The sequence below is a fragment of the Streptomyces johnsoniae genome (assembly GCF_031845565.1).
GTDB lineage: Bacteria > Actinomycetota > Actinomycetes > Streptomycetales > Streptomycetaceae > Streptomyces > Streptomyces johnsoniae.
Map to the genome: position 1 here is coordinate 31,992 of NZ_JAVREV010000025.1, position 23,609 is coordinate 55,600.

Annotated in this window: 19 protein-coding genes; 11 read left to right on the forward strand and 8 right to left on the reverse strand. The window is 74.8% G+C overall.

Annotation, left to right across the window (positions count from 1 at the left end):
* Positions 1 to 51 precede the first annotated feature (51 nt).
* The gene (locus tag RM779_RS31400; RefSeq protein WP_311621190.1) at positions 52 to 1,581 is read right to left on the reverse strand and encodes an ABC transporter substrate-binding protein; all 1,530 of its coding nucleotides are present in this window, start codon (positions 1,579 to 1,581) and stop codon (positions 52 to 54) included.
* A 39-nt stretch (positions 1,582 to 1,620) separates the two neighbouring features.
* A complete protein-coding gene (locus RM779_RS31405; protein WP_311621191.1) occupies positions 1,621 to 3,690 on the reverse strand; it encodes a hypothetical protein in 2,070 nt (689 codons plus the stop codon).
* A 271-nt stretch (positions 3,691 to 3,961) separates the two neighbouring features.
* Between RM779_RS31405 and RM779_RS31410 the strand changes: the two genes are divergently transcribed.
* The 4 genes from RM779_RS31410 to RM779_RS31425 all read left to right on the forward strand — a co-directional run bounded on the left by RM779_RS31410 (position 3,962) and on the right by RM779_RS31425 (position 9,076).
* Positions 3,962 to 4,750 (forward strand): ABC transporter ATP-binding protein, encoded by a 789-nt coding sequence (locus RM779_RS31410; RefSeq protein WP_311621192.1) that lies wholly within the window; start codon positions 3,962 to 3,964, stop codon positions 4,748 to 4,750.
* Positions 4,751 to 4,754: 4 nt separating this feature from the next.
* On the forward strand, positions 4,755 to 6,107 hold the full coding sequence (locus RM779_RS31415; protein WP_311621193.1) for an FtsX-like permease family protein: 1,353 nt from the start codon (positions 4,755 to 4,757) through the stop codon (positions 6,105 to 6,107).
* A gap of 179 nt (positions 6,108 to 6,286) precedes the next feature.
* Entirely contained in the window at positions 6,287 to 8,188 is a 1,902-nt protein-coding gene (locus tag RM779_RS31420; protein WP_311621227.1) for a potassium channel family protein, read from the forward strand.
* A gap of 81 nt (positions 8,189 to 8,269) precedes the next feature.
* Positions 8,270 to 9,076, forward strand: coding sequence for a MerR family transcriptional regulator (locus tag RM779_RS31425; protein WP_311621194.1), 807 nt, complete (start codon positions 8,270 to 8,272; stop codon positions 9,074 to 9,076).
* Positions 9,077 to 9,157: 81 nt separating this feature from the next.
* Here RM779_RS31425 and RM779_RS31430 read toward each other — a convergent pair whose 3' ends face one another.
* Entirely contained in the window at positions 9,158 to 9,517 is a 360-nt protein-coding gene (locus RM779_RS31430; RefSeq protein ID WP_077063375.1) for a MazG-like family protein, read from the reverse strand.
* 71 nt (positions 9,518 to 9,588) lie between these two features.
* On the opposite strand from RM779_RS31430, the gene RM779_RS31435 reads away from it, so the two are divergent.
* The 4 genes from RM779_RS31435 to RM779_RS31450 all read left to right on the forward strand — a co-directional run bounded on the left by RM779_RS31435 (position 9,589) and on the right by RM779_RS31450 (position 15,870).
* A complete protein-coding gene (locus RM779_RS31435; RefSeq protein WP_311621195.1) occupies positions 9,589 to 11,922 on the forward strand; it encodes an excinuclease ABC subunit UvrA in 2,334 nt (777 codons plus the stop codon).
* A gap of 210 nt (positions 11,923 to 12,132) precedes the next feature.
* Positions 12,133 to 13,929: a hypothetical protein gene (locus RM779_RS31440; protein ID WP_311621196.1), complete on the forward strand. Its 1,797-nt coding sequence runs from the start codon at positions 12,133 to 12,135 to the stop codon at positions 13,927 to 13,929.
* A gap of 124 nt (positions 13,930 to 14,053) precedes the next feature.
* Positions 14,054 to 15,265 (forward strand): S8 family peptidase, encoded by a 1,212-nt coding sequence (locus tag RM779_RS31445; protein WP_311621197.1) that lies wholly within the window; start codon positions 14,054 to 14,056, stop codon positions 15,263 to 15,265.
* A 269-nt stretch (positions 15,266 to 15,534) separates the two neighbouring features.
* Positions 15,535 to 15,870, forward strand: a complete 336-nt coding sequence (locus RM779_RS31450) for an STAS domain-containing protein (protein ID WP_311621198.1) — start codon at positions 15,535 to 15,537, stop codon at positions 15,868 to 15,870.
* Between the two features lie 27 nt (positions 15,871 to 15,897).
* Here the strand turns inward: RM779_RS31450 and RM779_RS31455 are convergent, their stop codons facing one another.
* Positions 15,898 to 16,293 carry a nuclear transport factor 2 family protein gene (locus RM779_RS31455; protein WP_311621199.1) on the reverse strand — a complete coding sequence of 132 codons (396 nt, stop codon included), beginning with the start codon at positions 16,291 to 16,293 and terminating at the stop codon, positions 15,898 to 15,900.
* A gap of 168 nt (positions 16,294 to 16,461) precedes the next feature.
* Between RM779_RS31455 and RM779_RS31460 the strand changes: the two genes are divergently transcribed.
* Genes RM779_RS31460 through RM779_RS31470 form a run of 3 tightly spaced genes read left to right on the forward strand, consistent with a single transcriptional unit; the run spans position 16,462 to position 19,396 of the window.
* Positions 16,462 to 16,950 carry a hypothetical protein gene (locus RM779_RS31460; protein ID WP_311621200.1) on the forward strand — a complete coding sequence of 163 codons (489 nt, stop codon included), beginning with the start codon at positions 16,462 to 16,464 and terminating at the stop codon, positions 16,948 to 16,950.
* Positions 16,893 to 17,357 (forward strand): hypothetical protein, encoded by a 465-nt coding sequence (locus RM779_RS31465; protein ID WP_311621201.1) that lies wholly within the window; start codon positions 16,893 to 16,895, stop codon positions 17,355 to 17,357. The genes RM779_RS31460 and RM779_RS31465 overlap by 58 nt, the downstream gene beginning before the upstream one ends.
* The gene (locus RM779_RS31470) at positions 17,354 to 19,396 is read left to right on the forward strand and encodes a CHAT domain-containing protein (RefSeq protein ID WP_311621202.1); all 2,043 of its coding nucleotides are present in this window, start codon (positions 17,354 to 17,356) and stop codon (positions 19,394 to 19,396) included. The genes RM779_RS31465 and RM779_RS31470 overlap by 4 nt, the downstream gene beginning before the upstream one ends.
* A gap of 15 nt (positions 19,397 to 19,411) precedes the next feature.
* Here the strand turns inward: RM779_RS31470 and RM779_RS31475 are convergent, their stop codons facing one another.
* The 4 genes from RM779_RS31475 to RM779_RS31490 are packed head-to-tail and all read right to left on the reverse strand — an operon-like array spanning position 19,412 to position 23,607.
* The gene (locus RM779_RS31475) at positions 19,412 to 19,957 is read right to left on the reverse strand and encodes a tetratricopeptide repeat protein (RefSeq protein ID WP_311621203.1); all 546 of its coding nucleotides are present in this window, start codon (positions 19,955 to 19,957) and stop codon (positions 19,412 to 19,414) included.
* Positions 19,954 to 22,539 (reverse strand): Hsp70 family protein, encoded by a 2,586-nt coding sequence (locus RM779_RS31480; protein ID WP_311621204.1) that lies wholly within the window; start codon positions 22,537 to 22,539, stop codon positions 19,954 to 19,956. The genes RM779_RS31475 and RM779_RS31480 overlap by 4 nt, the downstream gene beginning before the upstream one ends.
* The gene (locus RM779_RS31485; RefSeq protein WP_311621205.1) at positions 22,536 to 23,174 is read right to left on the reverse strand and encodes a hypothetical protein; all 639 of its coding nucleotides are present in this window, start codon (positions 23,172 to 23,174) and stop codon (positions 22,536 to 22,538) included. Before RM779_RS31485 ends, RM779_RS31480 begins: the two co-directional genes overlap by 4 nt.
* Positions 23,158 to 23,607, reverse strand: a complete 450-nt coding sequence (locus tag RM779_RS31490) for a hypothetical protein (protein ID WP_311621206.1) — start codon at positions 23,605 to 23,607, stop codon at positions 23,158 to 23,160. The genes RM779_RS31485 and RM779_RS31490 overlap by 17 nt, the downstream gene beginning before the upstream one ends.
* Positions 23,608 to 23,609 lie beyond the last annotated feature (2 nt).

Sequence of the window (23,609 nt, forward strand, 5' to 3'; positions counted from 1 at the left end):
GGCGCAGCGGAACGGATCAATTACCGAAAGGTGCTCCGCGGCGGCCGCCGTTCATTGCTCGGGGGTGGCCAGTTCGGGGATGTAGGGGGTGCCGGAGGCCGAGGTGATGGTGCGGATGGTGAGGTGACCTTCCTGGTCGATGCGGATGATCGGGATGGCCTTGTTCTCGGGGCTGCCGTCGTTGTGCAACGAGATCCAGCCGCTGGCGCCGGGGACGGCGTTGGCGCCCCTCAGCGAGGTCAGCATCTGGAAGACGTCGCTTGAGGTCACGTCCCGGCCGCCGCCCGCGGTCGTGATGGCCCGCACCGCCGCCCTGACCGCGTCGTAGCCCATGATGGCCTGGCCGTCGTGCAGGGTGTCGTTGGAGAAGCGGCGGTCGTAGTCGCCGTCGTCGGCGAACGCGGCGATGGCGTCCTCGTCGAAGTACTCGGGGGCCTCCTCCCACATGTCCGGATGGGCCAGGCCGGTGTACACCAGCTCGATGTTGCCGGTGCGCAGCGCGCTCTGCACCTCGTCGAAGCCGTCCTGCTGGGTGGCCTGCGAGGTGTCGTCGCCGGACAGGACGGTGAGCGTCTTGTCGTTGCACTGGCGGTTCTTGAGCGGAGCGAGGAGGTCGGGCAGGTCGCGGCTGCGGCCCGCGTAGTAGATGACGTCCGGGTCGCTCAGGCACAGGTTCGCCGACTGGATGCTGAAGTAGGTGGCGATGTCGGTGTGGGAGGAGTCGTATTCGAAGGGCTCGCCGTCGACCAGGCGGGGGGCGGGGAAGCGTGCGGCGAACTCCCGGGCGAGCGTGCGGGTGTACGGGTCGTTCTCGTTGACGTCCTGGATGATCAGCACCTCCTTGTCCCGGTGCTCCTCCTGCGACAGGTAGCGGACGGCCGCGGCGGCCTGGTCGGCGTTCGGCGGGGCGACGCGCACCAGGCCGGGGGTGTCCGCGAGGCTGTCGGAGGTGAGGACCGAGCCGAACGAGGGGATGTCGGCCTTGGTCAGCTCCTCGACGATCCACTCCGTGGAGTCCAGGCTGGTGCCGAGGCCCGCCACGGCGACGATCCGCTGCCCGTCCCGCTGCTCGACGACCTGCTCGACGGTGTGCCGCTGCTGCTCCTCCGTCGCGCCCGTGTGGGCGAGAAGCAGCTTGATGAGCGAGGAACCGTCCGATTCCTCGTGGTTGGCGCGGTGCTGCGCGGTGAACGCGCCCTCCAGCTCGTGCCTGATCGTCTCGATCGTGTTGCTGTCGTTCGGTTGCGGGGCCAGCGGCATCAGGTACACGACCGACGCGTAGGAGGCGCCGTCGTTCCCGGCCTCGACCTGGTCGTCGACCCACGCGTTCTCCGCGGCGATCTCCTCCGACACATGGGCGAGACCTTCGTGGAACGCGTGGCTGCCGTCGGTCAGGCCGACGCACTGCCGGTCGTCACCCTCGCCGACCTTCTCGACGCCCTCGGCGCAGGTCGGGTCGTCCGGCCTGAGCAGCAGCACGGCGACCGCGGCGACGGTGAGCGCGGCGAGGACGAGGAGGAGCCGGCCGGGGAGGCCCTTGAGGAACGGCGGGTCCGCGTCGGGACCGCTGGGCGATGACATCGCGCTACTGCCTCCTGCTCGTGTCGCGGTGCGGCGGCGTCACAGCCGTGCCTCGTACTTCGCGGCCTCGTGGATGAGGCCCGCGGCCCTGGCGTGCGAGTGGACGCCCAGCTCGCGGAACATCGTGCGGATCGTGTAGTTGAGCTCGGGGGACGAGGTCGGCAGCCGGTTGCGCGGGTCCGCCGACAGCCACAGCGACGTGACCAGGATGGACAGCGCGCGGTGCTCGTGGAACGCCGTGGGGGCCAGCTCCTGCGCCAGGCGGGGCGCGCGGCGCGACGACGGCTCGTCCGGGTCGACCGGCCGCCGCATCGGGGCCGCGGTGATCGCGTACAGCTCGTACAGCCACTCGTCGGTGCTGGGCAGCGTGCTGAGGCTGGTGTTCAGGCGGGCGACGACCGGCTCAAGATCGCCGAGCGCCAGGCTGTGGTAGTACGCGTCGAGCGGCCGGTCGTGCGTGCGGTGCCAGTCGCGCAGCGCGGTGTGCACCGCCGTCCAATCCTGGCCGCCCGCCTCGCGCCCGGCCAGCTCGCGCAGGAGCAGCAGCCGCAGCCACGGGTGCAGCACGGGGCGGCCCGGCAGCGGCTGCGGGTGTGCGGTGGGCAGCAGGTAGCCGCTGCCGCGCCCGCCGTGGGCCCCGGCGTCCTCGGGAACGGGGTCGACCAGCCACAGCCGGGCGCCGATCTCCTGGAGCAGCGTGTCCTGGGTGCGCATCACGAAGCCGCTCAGCAGCCCGCTGTCCACGGCCGTGTCGAACTCGCGGGCGGCGGAGCAGACGATGAGCGCGGCGTGCTGGTCGTCCTCGGACAGGTCCCGCAGCAGGTAGCGCAACGCGACCTGGGCCAGCGGGAGTTCGCGGTCGGCTTCGCCCTCGGCGCCGGGCGGCGGCGGCACGGGATGGTCCAGGACGGCGCGCAGCTCCGTCTCGCCGCCGTGCCGCGCGACGGCCCGCCGCGCCACGGTGTGCAACTGCGCGACGCTCCACGGGTGGCCGTAGGACAGGCGGTGCACCAGCGGGGTGATCTGCGGCAGTTGCGGTATCTCGGCGCCGAGCTTCGCGACCTCGTTCGCCGTCAGGTCGCGCAGCCGCACCGGGTACCAGTGCCAGGACGTGTCGGGCGCGGGCCGCGGGATGCGCTCCCGCCAGGCCGGGTACGACGCCTCCTCGGGGCCGCAGGTGCGCAGGCCCGCGGGGCCGGGCGCGAACGGGCCGGGGACGCGGCCGGCGTGCGCGGCGGTGGCCACGACGAGCAGCGGGTCGAAGACGCCGCGCTCGGCGGCGTTCTCCTCGCGGATCTCCACCAGCAGGTCGAGGAACGCGCGGCCCTGCTCGCTGTCGGCGTTGTCCAGCAGCGCCACGCTCTCCCGGTCCCGCCCGTGCCGCGCGTAGTGGGCCCGCAGGTCTTCGAGGAACGCCGCGCACAGCATCCGGTCGGCGGCGCGGCGGTCGCCCGTGGCCTCGCTCGCGCCGAGCTGATTGAGCGCGACGAGCGCGTCGATCCGGCGGTAGCCGGCCTGGTCGCCGTACCAGGCGAGGCCGGTGCGCCACATCACGTCGACGGGGAGGCGCGGCAGGCCGCGCTGCACGAGGCTGACCAGCAGGCTGAGTCCTGGCAGCTGCACCAGGTTGAGGTCCGACAGGAGGGTGAGGGCGGCGCCGGCCCGTTGCGCGGCCTCGTCCGAGGGGGCGTGCTCCCTGGCCTGCCGCAGCGCCGCGCGCAGTGCGGCCCGCGCCCTCCTCGGCTCGGCCTCGTCGAGGGAGAGGCCGGTGCGGACGACGAGCAGGCCGAGCGCCAGCCGCGGGAACCGCAGGCGCGGCTGGCGCGGGAAGCCGTGGGACAGGCCGATGGCCAGGCGGGCCGCCACCTCGAAGGGTCTTCGCGGCGCGGCGGAGGCGAAGTCGTACAGCGCGTGCGGGCGCCGCGACGCGAGGTAGCCGAGGTGGTTCAGCGTGACGGTCTTGCCGCTGCCGCGGGGGCCGAGCAGCACCACGACGGGCAGCGCGCGGCCCCGCCGCTGCTCCTCTCCCGTGTCCGGCCGGGTGCGGCACGCGTGGAACAGCTCCTCGATGCCCCCGACCCCCATCAGGCGTTCTCGTCGCACGGGCACGCCATCCCCCTCCCCCCACGCCGACGGCCGCGGGGCCGCGGCCGGGACGTAACAACGTACCGAAATGGTGCCACGAAGTCGCGCTCCGTGTCCGTCCCTTGACTCCGGCAGTCCCGCCCACCGCTTCGCCCACCGCTTCGGCCACCGCTTCGGCCCCCGGTGACCGGTGTACTCAACGACACCGTCGGTCCGGGCCGTGAGCCCAATGTCCCGGCGCCCGCCCGTCCGTAGCGTCATGGGTGTGGCGCCGAGGGCGCCGGAACGGAAGGGGATGACGATGTTCGGTCGAGGGCGCGGGAGCGAGCCCGCTCGGAACGCCGAGGCCCTGCGCCTGGTCGGGGTCACCAAGGTGTACGGAACGGACGCGGAGAACTCCGTGACCGCGTTGGACAACGTGTCGCTGAGCCTGCCGGCCGGCAGCTTCACGGCGGTGATGGGTCCTTCCGGCTCGGGCAAGTCGACGCTGCTCCAGTGCGCGGCCGGGCTCGACCGTCCGGACAGCGGGGCGGTCGTGGTGGACGGCGAGGAGATGACGGGGGGCACGGAGGCGCAGCTGGCCAAGTTCCGCAGGCGGCGCGTCGGATTCGTGTTCCAGCAGTACAACCTGCTGCCGACGCTCACCGTCGCGCAGAACACCACGCTGCCGCTGAAGCTGGCCGGGCGGCGCATCGACCGGGAGAAGGCCAGGACGATCCTGGCGCAGGTCGGCCTCGCCGACCGCCTGGGCCACCGGCCGGACGAGCTGTCCGGCGGGCAGCGGCAGCGGGTCGCCATCGCGCGGGCGCTGGTGACCGAGCCCAGCGTGATCTTCGCGGACGAGCCGACGGGCGCGCTGGACACGCGCAGCGCCAGGGACGTGCTGCACCTGCTCCAGGAGACCGTCAGGTTCCACGGCAGGACCGTGGTGATGGTGACGCACGACCCGGTCGCCGCGTCCTACGCGGACTCGGTGCTGTTCCTCGCCGACGGGCGGCTCGCCGGGCACATGAACGCGCCGACCGTGGACTCGGTCGCCGAACGCCTCGCCCACCTGGGCGACGACATGCGAGCGGGGGTGTGACGGCGTGTTCTCACTGGCACTCCGCTCCGTGCGGCAGCGCCCCGGGCGCTTCGTCGGAACCCTGCTCGCCGCGTTCCTCGGCGCGGCCGTGACCATGGCGTTCAACTCGATGCACGACACCGCGGGCGCGGCGGGCGTCGACGACAGGAGCGCGGAGACGCTGTCGCTCACCGGCGGCATCGTCGGCGGGTACGGGACGCTGCTGGTCTTCTTCGCCATCGCCTCCACGCTGACGGTGAACGTGCGCCAGCGCGAGGAGGAGATGGGGCTGCTGCGCCGCACGGGGGCCACCCCGGCGCAGATCAAGCGGATGGTCGTCGGCGAGGCCGTGCTCGTGGCGCTGGCCGCGACGCTGCTCGCGATCGGGCCCGCGATGCTCGGCGGCAACGCCCTGCTCGACATGTTCCTGGACACGGAACAGGTGGCGGCGGGCGTGGACTTCACCTTCGGGCCCATCGCGCTGTCCGCGGGCTTCGGCATCACGCTGATCGCCGCGGCCGGTGCCGCGTACCTCGCGGTGCGCCGCGCCACCAGGGCCGCGGCCGGGGCGGCGGGGGCGGCGGGGGCCGGGGAGCCGAGCGGCCGGCTGCGGAACGTCGGCGGCGGGCTCGCGCTGGTGGCGGGTCTTGGCGGGGTGGCGACCACCTTCGCGTTCGAGAGCGACGACCCGGCGCTGATGGCGCCCGCCGCGTGGGGCGCGATCCTGCTGTCGATCGGCCTGGCCGCGTTCTCGCCGGCGCTGCTGCGGATGCTGCTGCGCCGCGTCGGCCGGCCGATCGGGGCGATGGGCGCCGGCGGCTACCTGGCCGTGCTCAACACCCGGCAGCGCGCGGCGCAGTTGGCGGGGGTGCTGATGCCGATGGTGCTGTTCGTCGGCGTGGCGACGGCGACGATCTACGTGCAGGCCGTCGAGAGCGACGCGATCGCGGCGTCCGGTCTCGCCAGGTCGGTGGACGACAAGAACCTGGAGTCGGTGAACCTGATCGTCGTCGGCATCATCGTGGGCTTCGCCTGCATCATGCTGATCAACAGCCTGTACGCGGCGACCTCGTACCGCAGCCGCGAGTTCGGCGGGCAGCGGCTGGCGGGGGCGACGCCGCGGCAGGTGCTCGGCATGGTCCTCACCGAGGGGCTGCTGCTGACGGTGACCGGGGTGGTCCTCGGCACGGCGGCGGGCCTGGCCGGTCTGGTGCCGTTCAACGTCGTGCGCACCGACACGGTGTGGCCGGAGCAGTCGCCGCTGGTCTGGTTCGGCATCGTCGCGACGGCCGCCGCGGCCACGGTGGTCACCGGCTGGGCGACGGCCCGCAGGGCGCTGCGCACCCCCGCGGTGGTGGCGGTGACGAAGGCGGCCTGACCGCCGCGCGCCGCACCGGCCGGCCGGCACCCCGCGCGGGGTGCCGGCCGGCCGTTCAACTGCCCGTTCAACTGCCCGTTCAACTGCCTTGCCTGTGGAACCTGTTGGGGTGGCCCGCGCGTCTTCGATGCGTGTCTGTACTTCCGGCCAACGGCCCCCAGGGAGCAGCCGCCGGGCACATGATCGTCTGCGGGGACGACGTGCTGGCGGTGCGGCTCGGCACCGAGCTGCACGAGGTGTACAGGGAACGGGTCACGCTCGTCGTCCCGCCCGCCGACGCGGGCGACGGCACGCACGACGGCCGGCGCGGCCTCGTGCGCATCTCGGCGTTCCTGGGCCGGATGACCGCCGCGATGGGGCGGGCCGACGGGGGCGCCGCGGCCGGCGACACGCCCGCCGTGCGGGAGATCGAGGCGGCCGAGCCCACCGAGGACGTGCTGCGGCAGGCGGGCGCCGCGGAGGCCGCCGCGATGGCGCTCGTGCACGAGGACGACGAGACGAACATCAGGGCAGCGCTCGCCGCCCGGCGCCTCAACCCGCGGCTGCGGCTGGTGATCCGCCTGTACAACCGCAAGCTCGGCCTCCGCCTCGCCGACCTCCTCGACCAGGCCGCCGCGGTGGCGCTGCCGGGGCTCGACCCGGCGGGCCTCGACGCCTCCACCATCGTGCTCTCGGACGCCGACACGGCCGCGCCCGCGCTGGCGGCCACCGCGGTCGCCGGAACGCGCAAGGTCGTGGCGGCCGACGGGCTGCTGCTGCGCGCCGCGGAACGCCCGCCGCCCGCCCCCGGCGAGATCGCCGACCCGGGCCTGTGCACGCTGGCGCTGCTGTCCGCGACGGCGCAGGACCCGGCGGGCGACGAGGGCTCCGACCGCAGCGGCGCGGGCGCGCCGCTGCTGCTGCCCGACGACGCGGAGGTGGCGGCGGCGACCGGCCGCGGCACCGTGGTGCTGGAAACAGTCGCGCACGCCGGACCCCCGCTGCCGCCGCGGCGCCTGGCGCGGCGGGGCGCGCCGCTCGCGGACATCTTCCCCGGGCGGCTGCGGTGGGCGCTCGCGGGCGTCGGGGCGGCCGGGTGCGTGCTGGCCGTCGCGCTGTGGTGGACCACGGGCGGGCACCCGCTGAACGCCGCCTACCTGACGCTGCTCGACCTGTTCTCCATCGGCGACCCGGCCGTCGGGGAGCCGGTGGCGCGGCAGACGCTCCAGCTGGTCGCGGGGCTCGTGGGGCTCGCGCTGCTGCCGATCCTGGTGGCGGGCGCGCTCCAGGCGCTCGGCACGTTCCGCGGTTCCGCCGCGCTGCCGCGCCCGCCGCGCGGTCTTTCGGGGCACGTGGTTCTGCTCGGCCTCGGCAAGATCGGCACCCGTGTGCTGACGCAGCTGCGGGAGCTGGACATTCCGGTGGTGTGCGTGGAGGAGGACCCGGAGGCCAGGGGCATCGCGACGGCCCGCAGGCTGGGGGTGCCGGTGGTGCTGGGCGACGTCACGCAGGAGGGCGTGCTGGAGTCCGCGAAGATCCACCGCGCGCAGGCGCTGCTCGCGGTGACGAGCGCGGACGCGACGAACCTGGAGGCGGCGCTGTACGCGCGTTCCGTGCAGCCGGACCTGCGGGTGTCGCTGCGCATCTACGACGACGACTTCGCGACCGCCGTGTACCGCACGCTGCGCGCCGCGCACCCCGGGGCGCTGACGCGCAGCCGCAGCGTGTCGACGCTGGCCGCACCCGCGTTCGCGGGCGCGATGATGGGGCGGCAGATCCTGGGGGCCGTTCCGGTGGAACGGCGGGTGCTGCTGTTCGCGGCGGTGGAGGTGTCGGCGCTGCCGCGGTTCGAGGGCAGGACGGTCGCGGAGGCGTACCGGCGGGACGCGTGGCGGGTCGTGGCACTCGACACGGCCGAGCCGGAGGACCGGCGCACCGACCTGGCGGCGCCGCGCCCCGCGGAGGAGCGGAGCCGGTCCGCGGGCCTGCTGTGGAACGTGCACCCCGGCTACGTGCTGCGGCCCCGGGACCGGGTGGTGGTGGCCGCGACCAGGCAGGGTCTCGCGGAGCTGCTGGGTCGGCGCCCCGGGGACGCGCGGTAGCGGGACGCGGCGCCGCCAGGTCGGTGCGCCGGCCCGCGTGCCGCTTGACCTTGCCGCAACGTCAACGTTTCTACTGGCCGCATGCGCATCGGAGAGCTCGCCGCACTGGCCGGCGTCACCACCCGCACCATCCGGCACTACCACCACGTCGGGCTGCTGCCCGAGTCTCCGCGCGAGGCCAACGGCTACCGCTCCTACGGGCTGAGCGACGCCATCCGCCTGGCCCGCATCCGGCGGCTGACGGAGCTGGGCCTCGGCCTGGAGGAGATCCGCGACGTGCTCTCCGACGACACGGCGCACGAGCTGGACGAGGTCCTGGCCGAGCTGGACGACGACCTGGCCGCCCAGGAGGAGGCGATCCGGCGCCGCAGGGAACGCCTGTCCGAGGTGCTGCGGCAGGCCGGCGAGAACGGCGGCCTGCCGCGGGAGGGCCCGGTCTCGCCCGAGCTGGCCGCCCTGTTCACCGAGATGTCCCGCGCCTCGGCGGAACTCCCGGGCCCGGAACCCCGCATGGCCGCGAAGGAGCGGGAACTGCTCGCTCTGCTCGAAGCCGCCCCGGCACCGGGGGCCGCCGAGTGGCTGGGCGGCCTGCTGCGTGCCCTGAAGTCGGAACCCGGGGCGCTGCGGCGCGCCTACGAGGTGTACGCGCAGATGGACGGCCTGGCGGACGCCGCCGCCGACGATCCGCGGGTCCCCGCCGTGGCGCGGGCCCTGGTGGCCGCGCTGCCGGCGGAGATCGCGGCGCCGATGGCCGAGGCCGCCGGGCAGACGAGCGGGATGCGGGGCGGCGGGGGGTTCGAGGGGGCGTTCTTCGCCGAGTTCTCCGCGGCCCAGGCCGAGGCCGTCTGGCAGGCGATGCGGCTGATCGCGGAACGGGGCGGGCGGTGAACCGCGCGCGCCCTCGTCGCCGCGCGGGACCGTTCGGCCGCCGCCGCGGACCCGCGGACCCGCGGGGCTGAGCCGGGCGCGTCAGCCGCCGAACGCGGCGTTCCGTTCGACGACGCGCGCCAGGTGCGCCGCGAAGACCTCGCGGGCGTCGGGCGTCAGCCGGGCCAGCGCGACCATCGCCGTGACGATGACGTCGCACACCTCGGCCTCGACGTCCTGCCAGGTGTGCGACCTGCCCTTCCGCGGGTTCTGCCCGGTCGCCCCGATCACCGCCTCGGCCACCTCCCCCGCCTCCTCGGTGATCTTCAGCAGTTGCAGCAGCCTGCGCTGCTCGACGGGCAGGGTGCTGTGCTCCTCCAGCCAGGCGGCGATGCGCTCGACGGCGGTCCAGGTCTCGTGCACGGTGTCTCCAGCGGTCGCGTTGTCAGTGCCGGATGCCATGATCGAGCCATCGGGTCCGAGGGGCCCGGCCGCCGTGGCCACCGCCCGTTCCGTCCTCAGGGGAGTCGTTCATGTCCGCCGAGCCGTCCCGTTCGCCCGTCACGCCGCCGGGCCCAGCCGCCCCGCCGCGCGCCGCCTCCCTCGCCGCGGACAGCCACGATGTGATCCAGGTGCGCGGCGCGCGGGAGAACAATCTGCGGGACATCTCGCTCGACATACCCAAGCGCAGGCTGACGGTCTTCACCGGCGTCTCCGGTTCGGGGAAGTCCTCCCTCGTCTTCGGCACCATCGCGGCCGAGTCCCAGCGCCTGATCAACGAGACGTACACCGCGTTCATCCAGTCGTTCATGCCGAGTCTGGGCCGCCCGGACGTCGACGCGCTGCACAATCTCAGCGCGGCCATCGTCGTCGACCAGGAGCGGATGGGGGCCAACTCGCGGTCCACCGTGGGCACGGTCACCGACGCGTACACGATGCTGCGGATCGTCTACAGCAGACTCGGCACCCCGCACATCGGCACCTCGTCGGCGTTCAGCTTCAACACCGCGGAGGGCGCCTGTTCCGACTGCGAGGGGCTGGGGGAGGTCTCGCAGATCGACGTCGACCAGCTCGTGGACCGGGAGCTGTCGCTCAACGAGGGGGCCATCACCGCGCCCGGCTTCACCGTCGGCGCCTGGTACTGGCAGGTCATGGCGCACTCCGGGCTGTTCGACGCCGACATGAAGCTGAAGGACTATCCGCCGGAGCAGTGGGCGGACTTCCTGCACAAGCCGACCACCAAGATCAAGCTGGGCACCAACAACATCACGTACGAGGGCCTGATCCCCAAGGTGACGCGCCTCTACCTGGCCAAGGACCGGGACTCGATGCAGACCGCGGTCCGCGCCTTCGTGGACCGGGCCGTCGTCTTCGCCAAGTGCGGCACCTGCGGCGGCACCCGGCTCAGCGCCGCCGCGCTGTCCTCCAAGATCGACGGGGTCACCATCGCGGAGTGCTCCGCCATGCAGATCAGCGATCTGGCGGCGTTCGTCCGCGGCATCGACGCGCCCTCCGTCGCGCCGATGCTGAGCGCGCTGCGCGATCTGCTCGACTCGCTGGTGGAGATCGGCCTCGGCTACCTGAGCCTGGACCGCACCTCCGCCACCCTCTCCGGCGGCGAGTCGCAGCGGGTGAAGATGGTCCGCCATCTCGGGTCCAGCCTCACCGACGTCACCTACGTCTTCGACGAGCCCACCACCGGCCTGCACCCGCACGACATCGCCCGGATGAACGACCTGCTGCTGCGGCTGCGCGACAAGGGCAACACGGTGCTCGTCGTCGAGCACAAGCCGGAGGTCATCGCCATCGCCGACCACGTCGTCGACCTCGGTCCCGGCGCGGGCAGCGCCGGCGGGGAGGTCTGTTACACCGGCGACATCGCGGGGCTGCGCGCCTCGGACACGCTGACCGGCCGCCACCTCGAACACCGGGCCGGGCTGCGGGAGTCCGTGCGCACGCCGCGCGGCAAGCTGCCGATCACCGGCGCCAGCACGCACAATCTGCGCGATGTCGACGTCGACATCCCGGTGGGCGTCCTGACCGTCGTCACCGGCGTCGCCGGCTCAGGCAAGAGTTCCCTCATCCACGGCGCGCTGCCCGGCCGGGAGGGCGTCGTCGTCGCCGACCAGTCCGCGATCCGCGGCTCCCGCCGGAGCAACCCGGCGACCTACACCGGACTGCTCGCCCCGATCCGTACCGCGTTCGCCAAGGCCAACGGGGTCAAGGCGGCCCTGTTCAGCGCCAATTCGGAAGGGGCCTGCCCCAACTGCAACGGGATCGGTCTCGTCTACACCGACCTCGCGATGATGGCCGGGGTCGCCTCGGTCTGCGAGGAGTGCCAGGGCAAGCGGTTCACGCCGCAGGTGCTGACGTACAAGCTGGACGGCAAGGACATCAGCGAGGTCCTGGGCATGTCCGTGGCCGAGGCGCACAAGTTCTTCCGCACCGGCCAGGCGCAGACGATCCTCGGCCGGCTGATGGACGTGGGCCTGAGCTACCTGCGGCTCGGCCAGCCCCTGACCACCCTCTCCGGCGGCGAGCGGCAGCGGCTGAAGCTGGCGATCCACATGGCGGAGAAGGCCGCGACGTACGTGCTGGACGAGCCGACCACCGGCCTGCACCTGGCGGACGTGGACCAGCTGCTCGCCCTCCTCGACCGGCTGGTCGACGCGGGCAACACGGTCGTCGTCATCGAGCATCACCAGGCGGTCATGGCGCACGCCGACTGGCTGATCGACCTCGGTCCCGGCGCCGGGCACGACGGCGGCCGGGTGGTGTTCACCGGCACCCCGGCCGATCTCGTGGCGCGGGGCGACACCCTGACCGCGCGGCATCTGCGCGAGTACGTCGCGGGGACCGGCCGGTGAGCGGCGCCCACGCAAGCGAGCAAGGAGGCACGGTGAGCGGCGCCCACGCGGCCACCGAGCCGCACACCACCACCCACCACACCCTTCGCCGCGTGGGCGGAGAAGCGAACAAGGAGGCACAGTGAGCGGCGCCCACGCGGCCACCGAGCCGCACACCACCACCCACCACACCCTTCGCCGCGTGGGCGGAGAAGCGAACAAGGAGGCACAGTGAGCGGCGGGGCGGCGGCGCTGCCCGCCGCGTTCCTGACCGGCCTCGCCGCCACCGCGCCGCCCGGCTCCGCGGCGGCCAGGTTCGCGGCCGGGCGGGCGCGGCACGGCGCCCCCGGCGCGGAGCGGGAGCCGCTGCTGCGCGCACTGCTGCACGGCGCGTGCGCCGGGAGCGCGCCGGACTGGCTGCTGACGGAGGCCGCGTCCGCCGCCCCGGCCACGGCCGCCGCCGCCCTCACGCACCGCGACTGCCCGGCCTCGCTGCGGACGGCCGCCCTGCGGGCCGCGGCGGACGCGCGCCTCGGCGAGCTGGCCGCGGAGAGCGCCGAGGGCGCGGACGCGGTGCCGGCCGCGGTCGTGGCGGAGCTGCGCCGCCGCGCGGTGGAGCCGGCGGACATGACGCGGGAGTTGCTGGACCGGCCGGGTCCGGCGCAGGCGGTGCTCGGCGTTCCGTGCCTGCCGGACGCCGTGTTCGACGCGGCGGTGGAGCTGCTGCCGGGGCCGCCGGCCCCGATGCGGGAGGGCGAGGACTTCGAGGGCTGGTTGCGCGGCCACCGGGCGGCGCTGCACGCCTGGCAGGCGATGTGGCTGCGGGTGCTGGTCACCCACCCCGACCGCCACGCGCGCCTGCTCGCGATCCCGGCGGGCACGCCGGCCGGGTCCGTGATCCGCGACCACCTGCTCGGCACCCTGCCGTGGGCCGTCGAGCCCGCGCTGCTCGACGCGGTGGCGCGCGCCGACCTGGAGCGGTTCGCGGGGGCGGTGCTCACCGCCGAGATAAGCCGCGCGCTGCTCGGCGGGCTCACGCGGGACGAGGCACGGGCGCGTTTCGGGGAGCGGGTCGCGGCTCTGCCGCAGGAGGCCGCGCACCTCCCGCGGGCGTACCTGGACGACCGGGCGTCCGATCCGGAGCACGGCGCCCGCGCCGCGGTCGACTGGGTCGCCAGGGCCGCGGGCGAACGCTGGCGCCTGCTGCTCGACCCGCCCGCGGACCGGCCCTGGCGGACGCCGCCGGAGGGCCGCGCCGCGCTGGGCCGCCTGTTCGCTGGGACCGCGGCCGAGGCCCTGGCCGGGTGGGAGCCGCTGCCCGGCCGCCCGGTCGGCCGTCCCGCGCACCTGCTGTGGGTGCACGCGATGCTGCGGCATCTGCCCGCGCTCACGCCCGACGTCGCGTTGCGCGTACGGCTGCTGGTGCGGGACGCGGCGCGGGGCCGCGGTCGCCGGGACGAGCGGTTCGCCGCGCTGCTCGCCGACGTGGAGCGGCGCAGCGCCGCGGCCCTCGACGATCCCGGCGAGGTGACGGTGCCGCAGCTGGCCGGGATACCGGGGGAGACGCTGGCCGCGTTCCTCGACCGGCACCCGGGCGACGACCAGGCGGTCGAACGGGCGCTGCTGTCCTGCGCCCTGGCCCAGGACCGGGCGGACCCGCCCTTCGCCGCCGTCCTGGCCCGCCACTCCGACCCGGCCGGGGCGCTGCCGCGCCTCACGCACGAGCTGCCCCGGCGCCTCGGCGGCGGCGCCGCGGCCAGGGACGCGTGGACCCGGCTGGCCCTGGCCGCGGAGGGCTGCGGTCCTGACACGGTGGCGGCGCTCCCGGCGTGGGCGGCGCTGGCGCACGGCGGGCCCGCGATAGCCGCGGCGGTGCTCGACGCGCTCGGCGAGGACGAGTCCGCGTGGGCCCGCTTCGCCGACCACCCCGCCACCGCGGACGGACCGGCCGCGTGGCTTCCGCTCGGTCCGCTCCTGGCCGCCGCCCGCGAGGACACCGCCTGGCCCGGCCCGCCGCCGCCGGACTGAGCACCGGGGGTGTCCGCCGGCCGGGGGCGGTCTTGTCCTGACCGGCCGGGGGCGGCAGCCTGAGGCCACCGGATTGTCATGGGCACATCCGAAGACCCGTTCCGGTCCCGCCCGAGGAGACCCCTTGCGCCGCACCTCCCGCACCTCCCGCACCTCCCGCAGACCCGGCCGCGCCACCGCCACCCTGACCGCCGCCCTGCTCTGCCTGGCCGCCGCCGGCACCCTCCCCGCCGCCGCGTCCGCCCCGGGACCCGCCGTCGTCAACGCCGGGGCGCCCGGCGCCGTCGAGGGCAGCTACCTCGTCGTCCTCGACGGCGGTACCGCACGCACCGTCGGCGCCGAACTGGCCGACCGCTACGGCGTGCGCGTCGCCGGCACCTACGACAGCGCGCTGACCGGCCTCCACGTCCTGGCCACCGCGCCGCAGGCCCGCCGCCTGGCCGCCGACCCGGCCGTGCGGCTGGTCGAGCAGGACACCGCGGTCGCCGCCCGCCCGGCCGCCACCCAGCCCGACCCGCCCAACTGCGGACTTGACCGCATCGACCAGCCCGACCTGCCGCTCGACCGCTCCTTCACCTTCCCCGACTCGGCCGGCGAGGGCGCCACCGCCTACATCGTCGACACCGGAATCGCGTACGGGCACCAGGACTTCGGCGGCCGGGCCAGGCCGGGCCACGACGTGACCGGCGGGGACGGTTCGGACGGCAACGGCCACGGCACGCACGTGGCCGGACTGGTCGGCGGCGCGGAGCACGGCGTCGCCAAGGCCGCCGACCTCGTCTCCGTCAAGGTGCTCGACGCCTCGGGTGCCGGGACCCTGGCCGGGGTCGTCGAGGGCATCGACTGGCTCACCGCCGACGCGCGGGGCCGTTCCGCGGTCGCGCTGCTGACCCTCGGCGGCGCCCCGAGCGACGTGCTCGACCGGGCCGTCCGGGCCTCCATCGCCTCCGGCGTGACCTACGCCGTGGCGGCGGGCGGCGGCGCGGACGACGCGGGGAACTACTCGCCAGGCCGCGTCACCGAGGCCATCACCGTGGCCGCGTCCAGCTGTGACGACCGGGTGGCCTCGTTCACCAACCTCGGGCCCGCCGTCGACCTGTTCGCGCCCGGCGTCGGCATCACCTCCGCCTGGCCGGACGGCGGCGACGGAACGGCCGCCCTGTCCGGCACCTCCGCGTCGGCGGCCTTCGCCGCGGGCGTGGCCGCCCTCCACCTGGCCGACCACCCCGGCACCGGCCCCGCCGCGCTCGGGCAGGCCATGGACGAGGCGGCGGCCGTCGGCAGGCTCACCGGCGTGCCGCCCGGCACGCCGAACAAGCTGCTCCAGGTCATCTGACCCACGGCGAACGGGACGGCGGGTGGGACGGCGGGTGGGACGAGTCCGCACAGGACGGGACGGAGTGGGATGTCCCACCCGTCAAAAGGTGGCAGAAGCCCGTGCGCCGTGGGATGTTGGGATTACACGAGACTGTCCCGGGCCGTACTTCCGGGACAGGGTTCCGGGAGTTGCCCCTCTTCGTCGGGGCACCCGGACCCGCCACGGCCCTCCGTCCGCTGTGCGGCGGTTCGCTTTGGGCTCATAACCCTCCGAGAGGGGTGCCCGCCATGCACGTCGACACATACGTCCGCGGGAACACCGCGAGCATCAGTCCGCACTGCGATATCGACATCCACACGCTGCCGCAGGTCGAGGCCGCGTTCGCCGCGCTGCCGCCGACCGTCACCGATGTCACGCTCGACCTGGCCGACGCGCCGTTCATGGACATCGCCGGTCTGCACCTGCTCGTCGGTGCGCGCCGGACCGCCCTGGCCCGCCACGGCACGCTCACGGTCACCGGTCTGAGCCCGCAGCCGCACCGGCTGCTCCAGGTCGCCCAGCGCACGTTCCCCGGGACCCGCTTCGGCGAGTTCCTGCCCGGTGGCGTCACCCTCACCGTCTGAGGCGGCCGAGGCGGCCGAGGCGGCCGCTCACGGCTGCGGGGCCCCCGGCCGCACGGCGATCTCGCTCAGGTGCAGACCGGCGAGCCGCCAGCGGCCGTCGGCCGCCGTCAGGAACTGGCTGATCCTGAAGTGCCCGTCCACATCGCGCCCCTCGTAGATGCTCTGCTGGCTCTGCACCCCGAGCGCCAGGGCCGCGCAGCCGTAGCGGCGGATCTCGACGTACTCCCAGTCGAAGGAGTCGTGAACGAGCGCGCCCGAGGAGTAACGCGCCAGCCAGGCCGCCCTGTCGAGCACGAAGCCGTGCCGCCCGACCGCCGTGAAGTCACCGGTCAGCAGCGTCCCGAGGGCGTCGGTGTCGCCGGCCAGCTCGGCCCGCGCCCACCGCCGGCCGAAGGCGTGCAGCTCCTCGTCGTCCTGTTCCATGGGGCACATCCCTTGCTTCGCGGGCTTCCTGGCCCGGCCCTCAGGCTCGGCCGCGGCCACCTGTCCGCGCATCGGCCGGCAGGAGGCAACGGTGTTACTCCGCCGACCGCATCACCCCCCTGCCCCGTACGCCCGGGGGAGTACGCGGCGGTGCGGCACAGTGGGTGCATGGATACACGTGTGTTGCGCGCCGTGGGAGTGGCCACGACGGTGTACGGGCTGGCGGTGGCGGCCCGGCCGGCGCTGCTGGCGAAGCCGTCGGGGCTTGCCGGGCCCGGCGGGCGGACCGGCGCGGAGGTGCGAACGGCGCTGCGCCCGCTCGGCCTGCGGGAGGCGGCCTGCGGGCTGGCCCTGGCGCTCGCGCCCGAGGGCCCGGCGCTGCGCACCGCAGCGGCGCTGCGGCTCGCGGCGGACGTCGGCGACGCGGCGCTGCTCGGCGCCACGCTGCCGGGCCGCCTGCGGCGCCGCGGCGCGGTCGCGGTGTCGCTCGGCTGGGGCGCGCTGACGGCGGCCGGACTGCTGCTGCCCGGGGGCCGACGGGAACTACCCGCCGTGGCAGGATGGTTGACGGACAGGCACGACGGGGAGGGGCGGACCCAATGGAGTGCGAGCTGGCGCTGGGCGGGGACGTGCCGCCGGGGGCGCACGACGAGCTGACCCGCAGGCTGTACGACGCGGGCGCGGCGACGCGGGTGGCGCCGCAGTGGGTGCGGGACCCGGAGCCGGGGCGGCGGGCGGGCGAGTTCATCGCCGTGGCGACGCTGGCGGTCACGTTCTCCGGCACGCTGGTCGCGGTGGTCGACGTGGTGCGCCGCTGGCTGATCGAGGGCCGCGAACGGCGGTCGGGGGCGCGGCGCGGGGTGACGACGATCGTGCTGAAGGTGGACGGCACGGAGCTGGTCATCACGGAGCCGTCGACGGACGGGGAGCGGCGGGTCCTGGAGCACTTCCTCCGCACGCACGCCGCCGGACAGACCGGGCAGACCGGGAACGGGCCCGGGTCCGGGAACGGGAACGGGAACGACGGTAACGACGGGCACGGCGCCGGGCGGACCCCGCCGTGACCGCCGCGGGGATGACGACGCTCGACGTGCGCGAGCTGGCCCAGGGCCTGTCCGCGCAGTACACGTACGAGTTGCGCTCCGGCGAGCGGGGCGGGGACGGCGGCACGCGGGAGACCGAGTACACCGTCGACGTCAGCCCGGCGCTCGTATCTGACTGGTGTGCGCAGATGGACGCGCTGCTGACGTCGGCGGCGGGCGGGCCCGGCGCCGGGGACGACCCGGTCGAACGTCTGCGGGAGTTGGGCGCCCTGCTGTACGACCACCTTTTCCCGCGTGTCGGCGGCATCCTGCCGGACCTGGTCAGACGGCTGCGGGAGTCGATAGGGCCGCTCCTGGTCAGGACGAACGAGCCGGCGCAGGCCGTCCCGTGGGAACTGCTGCACGACGGCCGGGACTTCCTGGGGCTCAAACATGACCTGGGCCGCCGTTCCGTCGGCAAACAGCAGGTGGTCGGCGGCAGGACCATCGACCGGCTGCGCCGGGCGCTGGTCGTGGGCGACACCCTGGGCGATCTCGACGCCGCGCGCGAGGAGGTGGCGCGGGTCGCGGACTGGCTGCGGGGGCGCGGCGTGGAGTGCACGGTGGTGCGGGGCGCGGACGCGACCGTGTCCTCGGTGGTCAGGGAGCTGGCCTCGGACCGCAGACCCTACGACCTCTTCCACTACTGCGGGCACGTCGCGTCGAGCGGCGGCGTGGCCGGGCTGCTGATGCACCGGCGCGAGTTGCTCGACCAGGTCGCCCTCCAGACGCTGTCCACCCGGGGCGCACCGCCCGTGGTGTTCATCAACGGCTGCGCCTCCGCGGGCCGCGTCGCCAGCATGTGCCGGGCCTTCACGATCATGGGCGCCAAAACGGTGATCGGCACACGCGCCGAAGTTGCGGACGACGGCGCGTGGCACTTCGCCGAGCTGTTCTACGACCGGCTGCTGGGCGGTGAACCGGCGGGAGCCGCCGTGCGCGGGGCGCGCGCCGGGCTGCGCGAGCGGCCGGACGCGGCGTGGGCGTCGTTCGTGCTGTACGGCGACCCGACGGCGTACCTCACCGGTGACGCGCCGCCGGACCCGGCGCCCGAGGAGCCGCCGGGGAGCACGCGGCACGCCCTCACGCCCGACGCACTCATGCTGCTGACGCAGATCCGGGCGAACGCGGTGCCACGCGGTGTGGTCACGTCCGTCGATCTGCTGCTCGGCCTGCTCGGCCTGCCGGAGCTGCGCGAACGCGTGACGGACCGCATCGGCACGGACCGGTTCGCGGTGCTCGTCGAGGTCGTCGGCTCGGTGCTCGACCGCGGCGGGGACGGCGAACTGCCGCCGGACGAGGTGCAGTTGTCGGACACCGTCACGCGGGTCCTCCTGGAGGCCGAGTCGGTCGCGGTGACCAGCGGCAGGTCCGCCATCGGCACGGCCGACATCGCCGCCGCCTTCGTGACGGTGGGCGGCGGCATCTCGGCCCAGCTGCTTGAGCTGTGCGGCCTCGCCCTCGACCAGCTGCTTCCCGAGGCGAACGCCGAGCCCGAGGCGAACGCCGAGCCCGAGGCGAACGCCGAGCCCGAGGCGAACGCCGAGCCCGAGGCGAACGCCGAGCCCGACGGCGGCGAGCGCATGGCCGATGTCGTCCCCCTGCCGCGGGCGGCGGCCGACGCGAACGGGGACGGCCGCATCTGGACTGACGGGCTCGGCGCCGGGACCGCGGCGGCGCTGCGGCTGGCGCGGCTGCTCGCCGAGTTGAAGGGCGAGATCATCGGCTCGCACACCCTCCTCCTCGCCTTCGGCGCGCTCGGCAACGAGACGCTGCGCCGCGGCCTCGCCGCCCAAGGGCCCGCCGGGGAAGCCGCGTTCGAGAAGCTGGCGCGGCTGCTCGTGCCCCGTTCCCGCGACGTCTCGCCGCGGGTGAACGGCGTGCTGGAGCGGGCGCCCGACGGCGACGCCGCCGTGCTGGCCGCGCTCCTCGCCGACCGAGGCTCCGCGGCGCGCGGGCTGCTGCGGGACCTGGGCGTGGACCCGGACCGCCTGGCCGAGGCGCTCGCCGACCCCGGCTGAGCCCGCACGCCGACGTCAGCCCGAAGAGCCGGCCGAGTCGGCGGAACCGGAGGAGCCGGCAGAGCCCGAAGGGCTCGGAGCGCCTGGGGAGTCGGCGGAACCGGAGGAACCGGAGGAACCGGAGGAACCGGAGGAACCGATGGAACCGGCAGAGCCCGAAGGGCTCGGAGCGCCTGGGGAGTCGGTGGTCGCGAGGGACGCGAGGGTCGCGAGACCGCGGGGTGCCCGTGGGTCCTCCGGGCGGCGGCGCAGCACCTCCTCCCACTGGCGGCGCGCCTCGTCCGTGTCGCCGAGGCGCAGGCAGGCCAGCGCCAGCGCGTTCCTGGCCTCCGTGTCGCCGGGGCACCAGTGGACGACGGCGGCGAAGCAGTCCCTGGCCGCCGCAGGCCGCCCCGCGCGCGCGGCGGTCAGGCCCCGGTTGAACAGCCGCGCGGGCCGAGCGTGCAGCCTCGCGTAGCCGAACAGCGGCGTGCCGCAGCCGCCGCAGGCCCGCGCCGCGTACGCGTTGTCCGTGCGGCACAGCGGAACGGGGCACGGCACGGTGAACTCCGCGCCGCTCACGGCCGGTCCACCGGCACGAACGAGCCGTCCTCGCCGCCGCGCCTGCGCCCCTTGAGGATGGTTTCGAGCTGTTCGAGCCTGCGCACCTCACGCGCCGCCTCCTGCTGCACCCGCGCGGGGTCCTGACCGAGCACCGGCTCAAGCGCGCCGGCCCGGCGTGCCACGTCCTCGACGGTCTGCCGGTGTTCCTCGGTGCCGACGGCGGCGACGAGGCCGCGCAGCTCCGTCACGCGTTCGAGCACGAACGACAGCAGCCCCGCGGCCCGTTCCAGGTCGCTGAGCGGGGCGTCCTTGGTGAAGACCTTGGTCGTCAGCGCCCGCAGGTGTTCGAGGTAGCCGTGCAGCTGGCTCACGGCCTCGCCGTACGACCGCTGGTCGCCGGCCGCGAAGGCCCGTTCGCCCTGCCCGCGCTGTACGTCGATGGCGCGGCCCATCTCGACGGCGTCGTGCGGCACTTCGAGGTCGGCGGCGCGCGTGACGAGGTAGCGGTTCGCGTCCTCGCACTGGGCGATGAGCCGGTCGAAGTCGTGCTTCGGCGGTTCGAGGTCCGCCTCGGGCCGCCCGACGGAGCTGACCAGCTCCTCCATCTGCCCGAACTCGTGCACGGCGCGGGCCGTGTCGCCCTCGGCGACCGCGCTGTCGTAGCCCTGCTTCGCCTTGGCCATCTTGGCGTTGGACACGGTCCGTTCGCCGGTCGGCAGGTAGGCGACGGCCTCCTCGAACCCGCGGTGCAGCGCGGCGACCTGCTCCGCGTCCGGCAGCTCCCGCTCCGGCGGCACCTCCACCGCGCCGTCGAACGGGTGCTCACCGATGGTGCCGCGGACGGTGATGAGGAGCCCCGCGTCCATCTCCACGTCCACGTGGATCGTGGTGCCGGCCGGGGTGGAGGACGGCACTTCCGCCGTGATGACCTTGATCTGGCGGCTCTGCTGGAACAGCCGGAACTCGACGGTGCCGGTGTCCCCCGGGTGGCTGAACGTGAAGTGCGCCTTGAGCGGCAGCGGGCGCATCGCCGGGATCAGCTCCCTGCGGTGCCGCCGCCCCGACCTGCTGACCTCAAGCAGGATCGGCTTGGCGCAGATCGCGCTGGTGACGGGCGAGCCGAGCGGCCCCGCCTCGCGGTCGTGCGTCACGGCGCGCGCCACCTGCGCGCGCGGCTCCCCGGCCGCGTCGAACACCTCGATCCCCAGCAGCGTCTGCGCGCCAGGAGTGACCGGCACCCGCAGGAACGAGAACCCGCCGCCCGGGGTCAGGTCCGCCGAGTCCTCGTAGCCGTCCTCCGCCGTCAGCTGCACGTAGCCGCCGGACAGGTCGATGCCGGGCGCGAGCGCCTGGGCGGTGCCCGCGACGGTGGCCCGTTCCGCGGTGGTCACCGCGGTGCCGCGCAGGGCGACGCGCACGGTCCGTTCCTCGTCGTGGAGTTCGAGGCCGCCGACGGCGGCGGCCCGGACCGCCGCGCCGAGCGCGACGACGGTGTCCACCCGTTCGTACACGGGCTCCGCGCCCCGGGAGTGCGCGCACAGCCGCTCGGTCACCAGCTGCCGAACCAGCGGCAGGTGCGTGGACCCGCCCGCGAGGATGACGCGGTCGACGTCGGCGAGGGTGATCCCGGCCTCCTTGCCCGCCCGGTCGAGCGCCTCCTCGCAGTACTGGAAGGTGCGTTCGACGAAGGGGCGGGCGGCCTCCTCCAGGTCGGCCCGCTCCACCAGGGTGTCGACGACGACGGGGTCGCCCGCCTGGTCGAGGACGGTTCCCGAGTCCCGCAGCATGTACTCGGTGCGGTCGGTCAGCGCCTTCTTCGCGGCCTCGGCCAGGGACTTCAGCCGCCGGAAGCGCAGCGCGTCCTCCGGATCGCCGCTGATGTCCAGGTCCAGCTGCCAGCCGTCCGCGCGCAGCAGCCCGAGCAGGTGGTGGGCGAGCGCGCCGTCGATGTCGTCGCCGCCGAGCATCGTGTTGCCGCTGATGCCCAGCACGCGGAAGTCCCCCGCGGTGCAGCGCACGACGCTGACGTCGAACGTCCCGCCGCCCAGGTCGTACACGAGGAACGTGCCGTCCCTGATGCCCGCCTTCCAGCAGTAGTGGCTGGCCGCCGCCGTCGGCTCGTGCAGCAGGTCGACGACGCCGAGCCCGGCCAGCTCGGCGGCCTCCCGGGTGGCCTCCACCTGCGGCTGATCGAAGTACGCGGGCACCGTCACGATGGCCCGGTCCACCAGCCAGCGCGTGCCCGCGCTGTCGAAGCCGGACACGTCCTGCTCGATCTGCCGCTTCATCTCCCGCAGGATCTCGGCCGACACCTGCGGCGGCGTGACCTGCTCCCCGCCGAGCGCGACGGTGCGGCCCGTGCCCATCAGCCGCTTGACGGAGGTCACCGGCTCCGGCTCGCTGCCGATACGCGCGTACGCCTTGCGGCCGACGACGAGTTCGCCGTTGCGCGGGTTGCGCCACACGCAGCTCGGAGTGGTCCTGGCGCGGGTCGCGTCCTGGTGGATCACGGTGTCGGTGTCCGACGGATTCATCACGGCGACCGCGCTGTTGGTGGTGCCCAGGTCGATACCGACCGCCTTGCTCACCCACTGGGTCATTCCTGCTGCTCCCTCTGTGTGTCCTGTGTGCTGCCGGCGGGCTGATCCGGGGCTGCGGCCGGGGGCGTGGCTGTGGCCGGGGCCGGGGGCATGGCCGGGGCCGGGGCGCCCATCACGACCTGGGCGAGGCGCACCACCACGCCGCGGTCGCGGACCACCGGTTCCAGGGTCTCGGCCACGACTTCCGCCGGGTACTGGGCGCCGTGGCGCCACCGCAGCACGTCCACCTCGTCGGCGACGGCGTCGAACGGCTCGCCGGTGGGGTCCGTCGCCTCGACTCCGATCTGCGCCAGTTGCGTCTGCATCTGCTTGCACACCACGGCGAGCCGCCGGCCGAGATTCCGCTTGCCCGCCGCTTCCAGCGGCTCAACGGCCTCCGCCAGCAGGCTTTCGAGCCGCGCCACGTGAATGGCCAGCTCGACGGCCGCCTCCCTGGTACCGGCCGCCTCCGCATGCGCCTTGTTGCGCTCCTCGGCCACGTCGGACCAGAACCGCTGGAGCACCGCGGCCAGTTCGCGGTCGGGCGGCAGGTCCCCGCCGTCCCTCCCGGCCGCCTCCCGCGGGGCGGGCCGTTCGGCGAAGTCGTCCCAGTCCAGGGGCTCGTGCGCCCCGCTTTCCTCAGCCGAAGAGGACATCGCGCACCTCCAGCGGCGGCCGTTCCGGCAGCTCGTACGGCACCGGCGGCGCCTCGACCGCGGGCCGCACGTCCGCCTCCGGCGGCGCCAGCAGGGCTCCGGCCGCGGTCCGCGCCGCCGCCCCCAGGTCGAAGTCCTCGGGCCCGAGCGGTCCGGCCGCACGGCGGAGCGCGGCCGGGGTGACCGGGCCGCGCCGGTGCTTGCGGGCGAAGTCCGCCCACCGATCGGCCCGGTAGTCGGTGGCCGGCGCCTCAAGGAACGCGTGCAGCCTGCGCGTCTCCGGGCGGCCCGTCAGCTCGTCCTTGGCCCACTCGGCGAGTGCGCGTTCCTCGTGCTCGTCGGCGATCAGCGCCAGGTCGCGGGCCTGCTCCACCACCGCCTCGTCGTCCGCGGTGACGGGAAGTCCCAGCACGTGGTAGGGGTTCGGTCTCATCT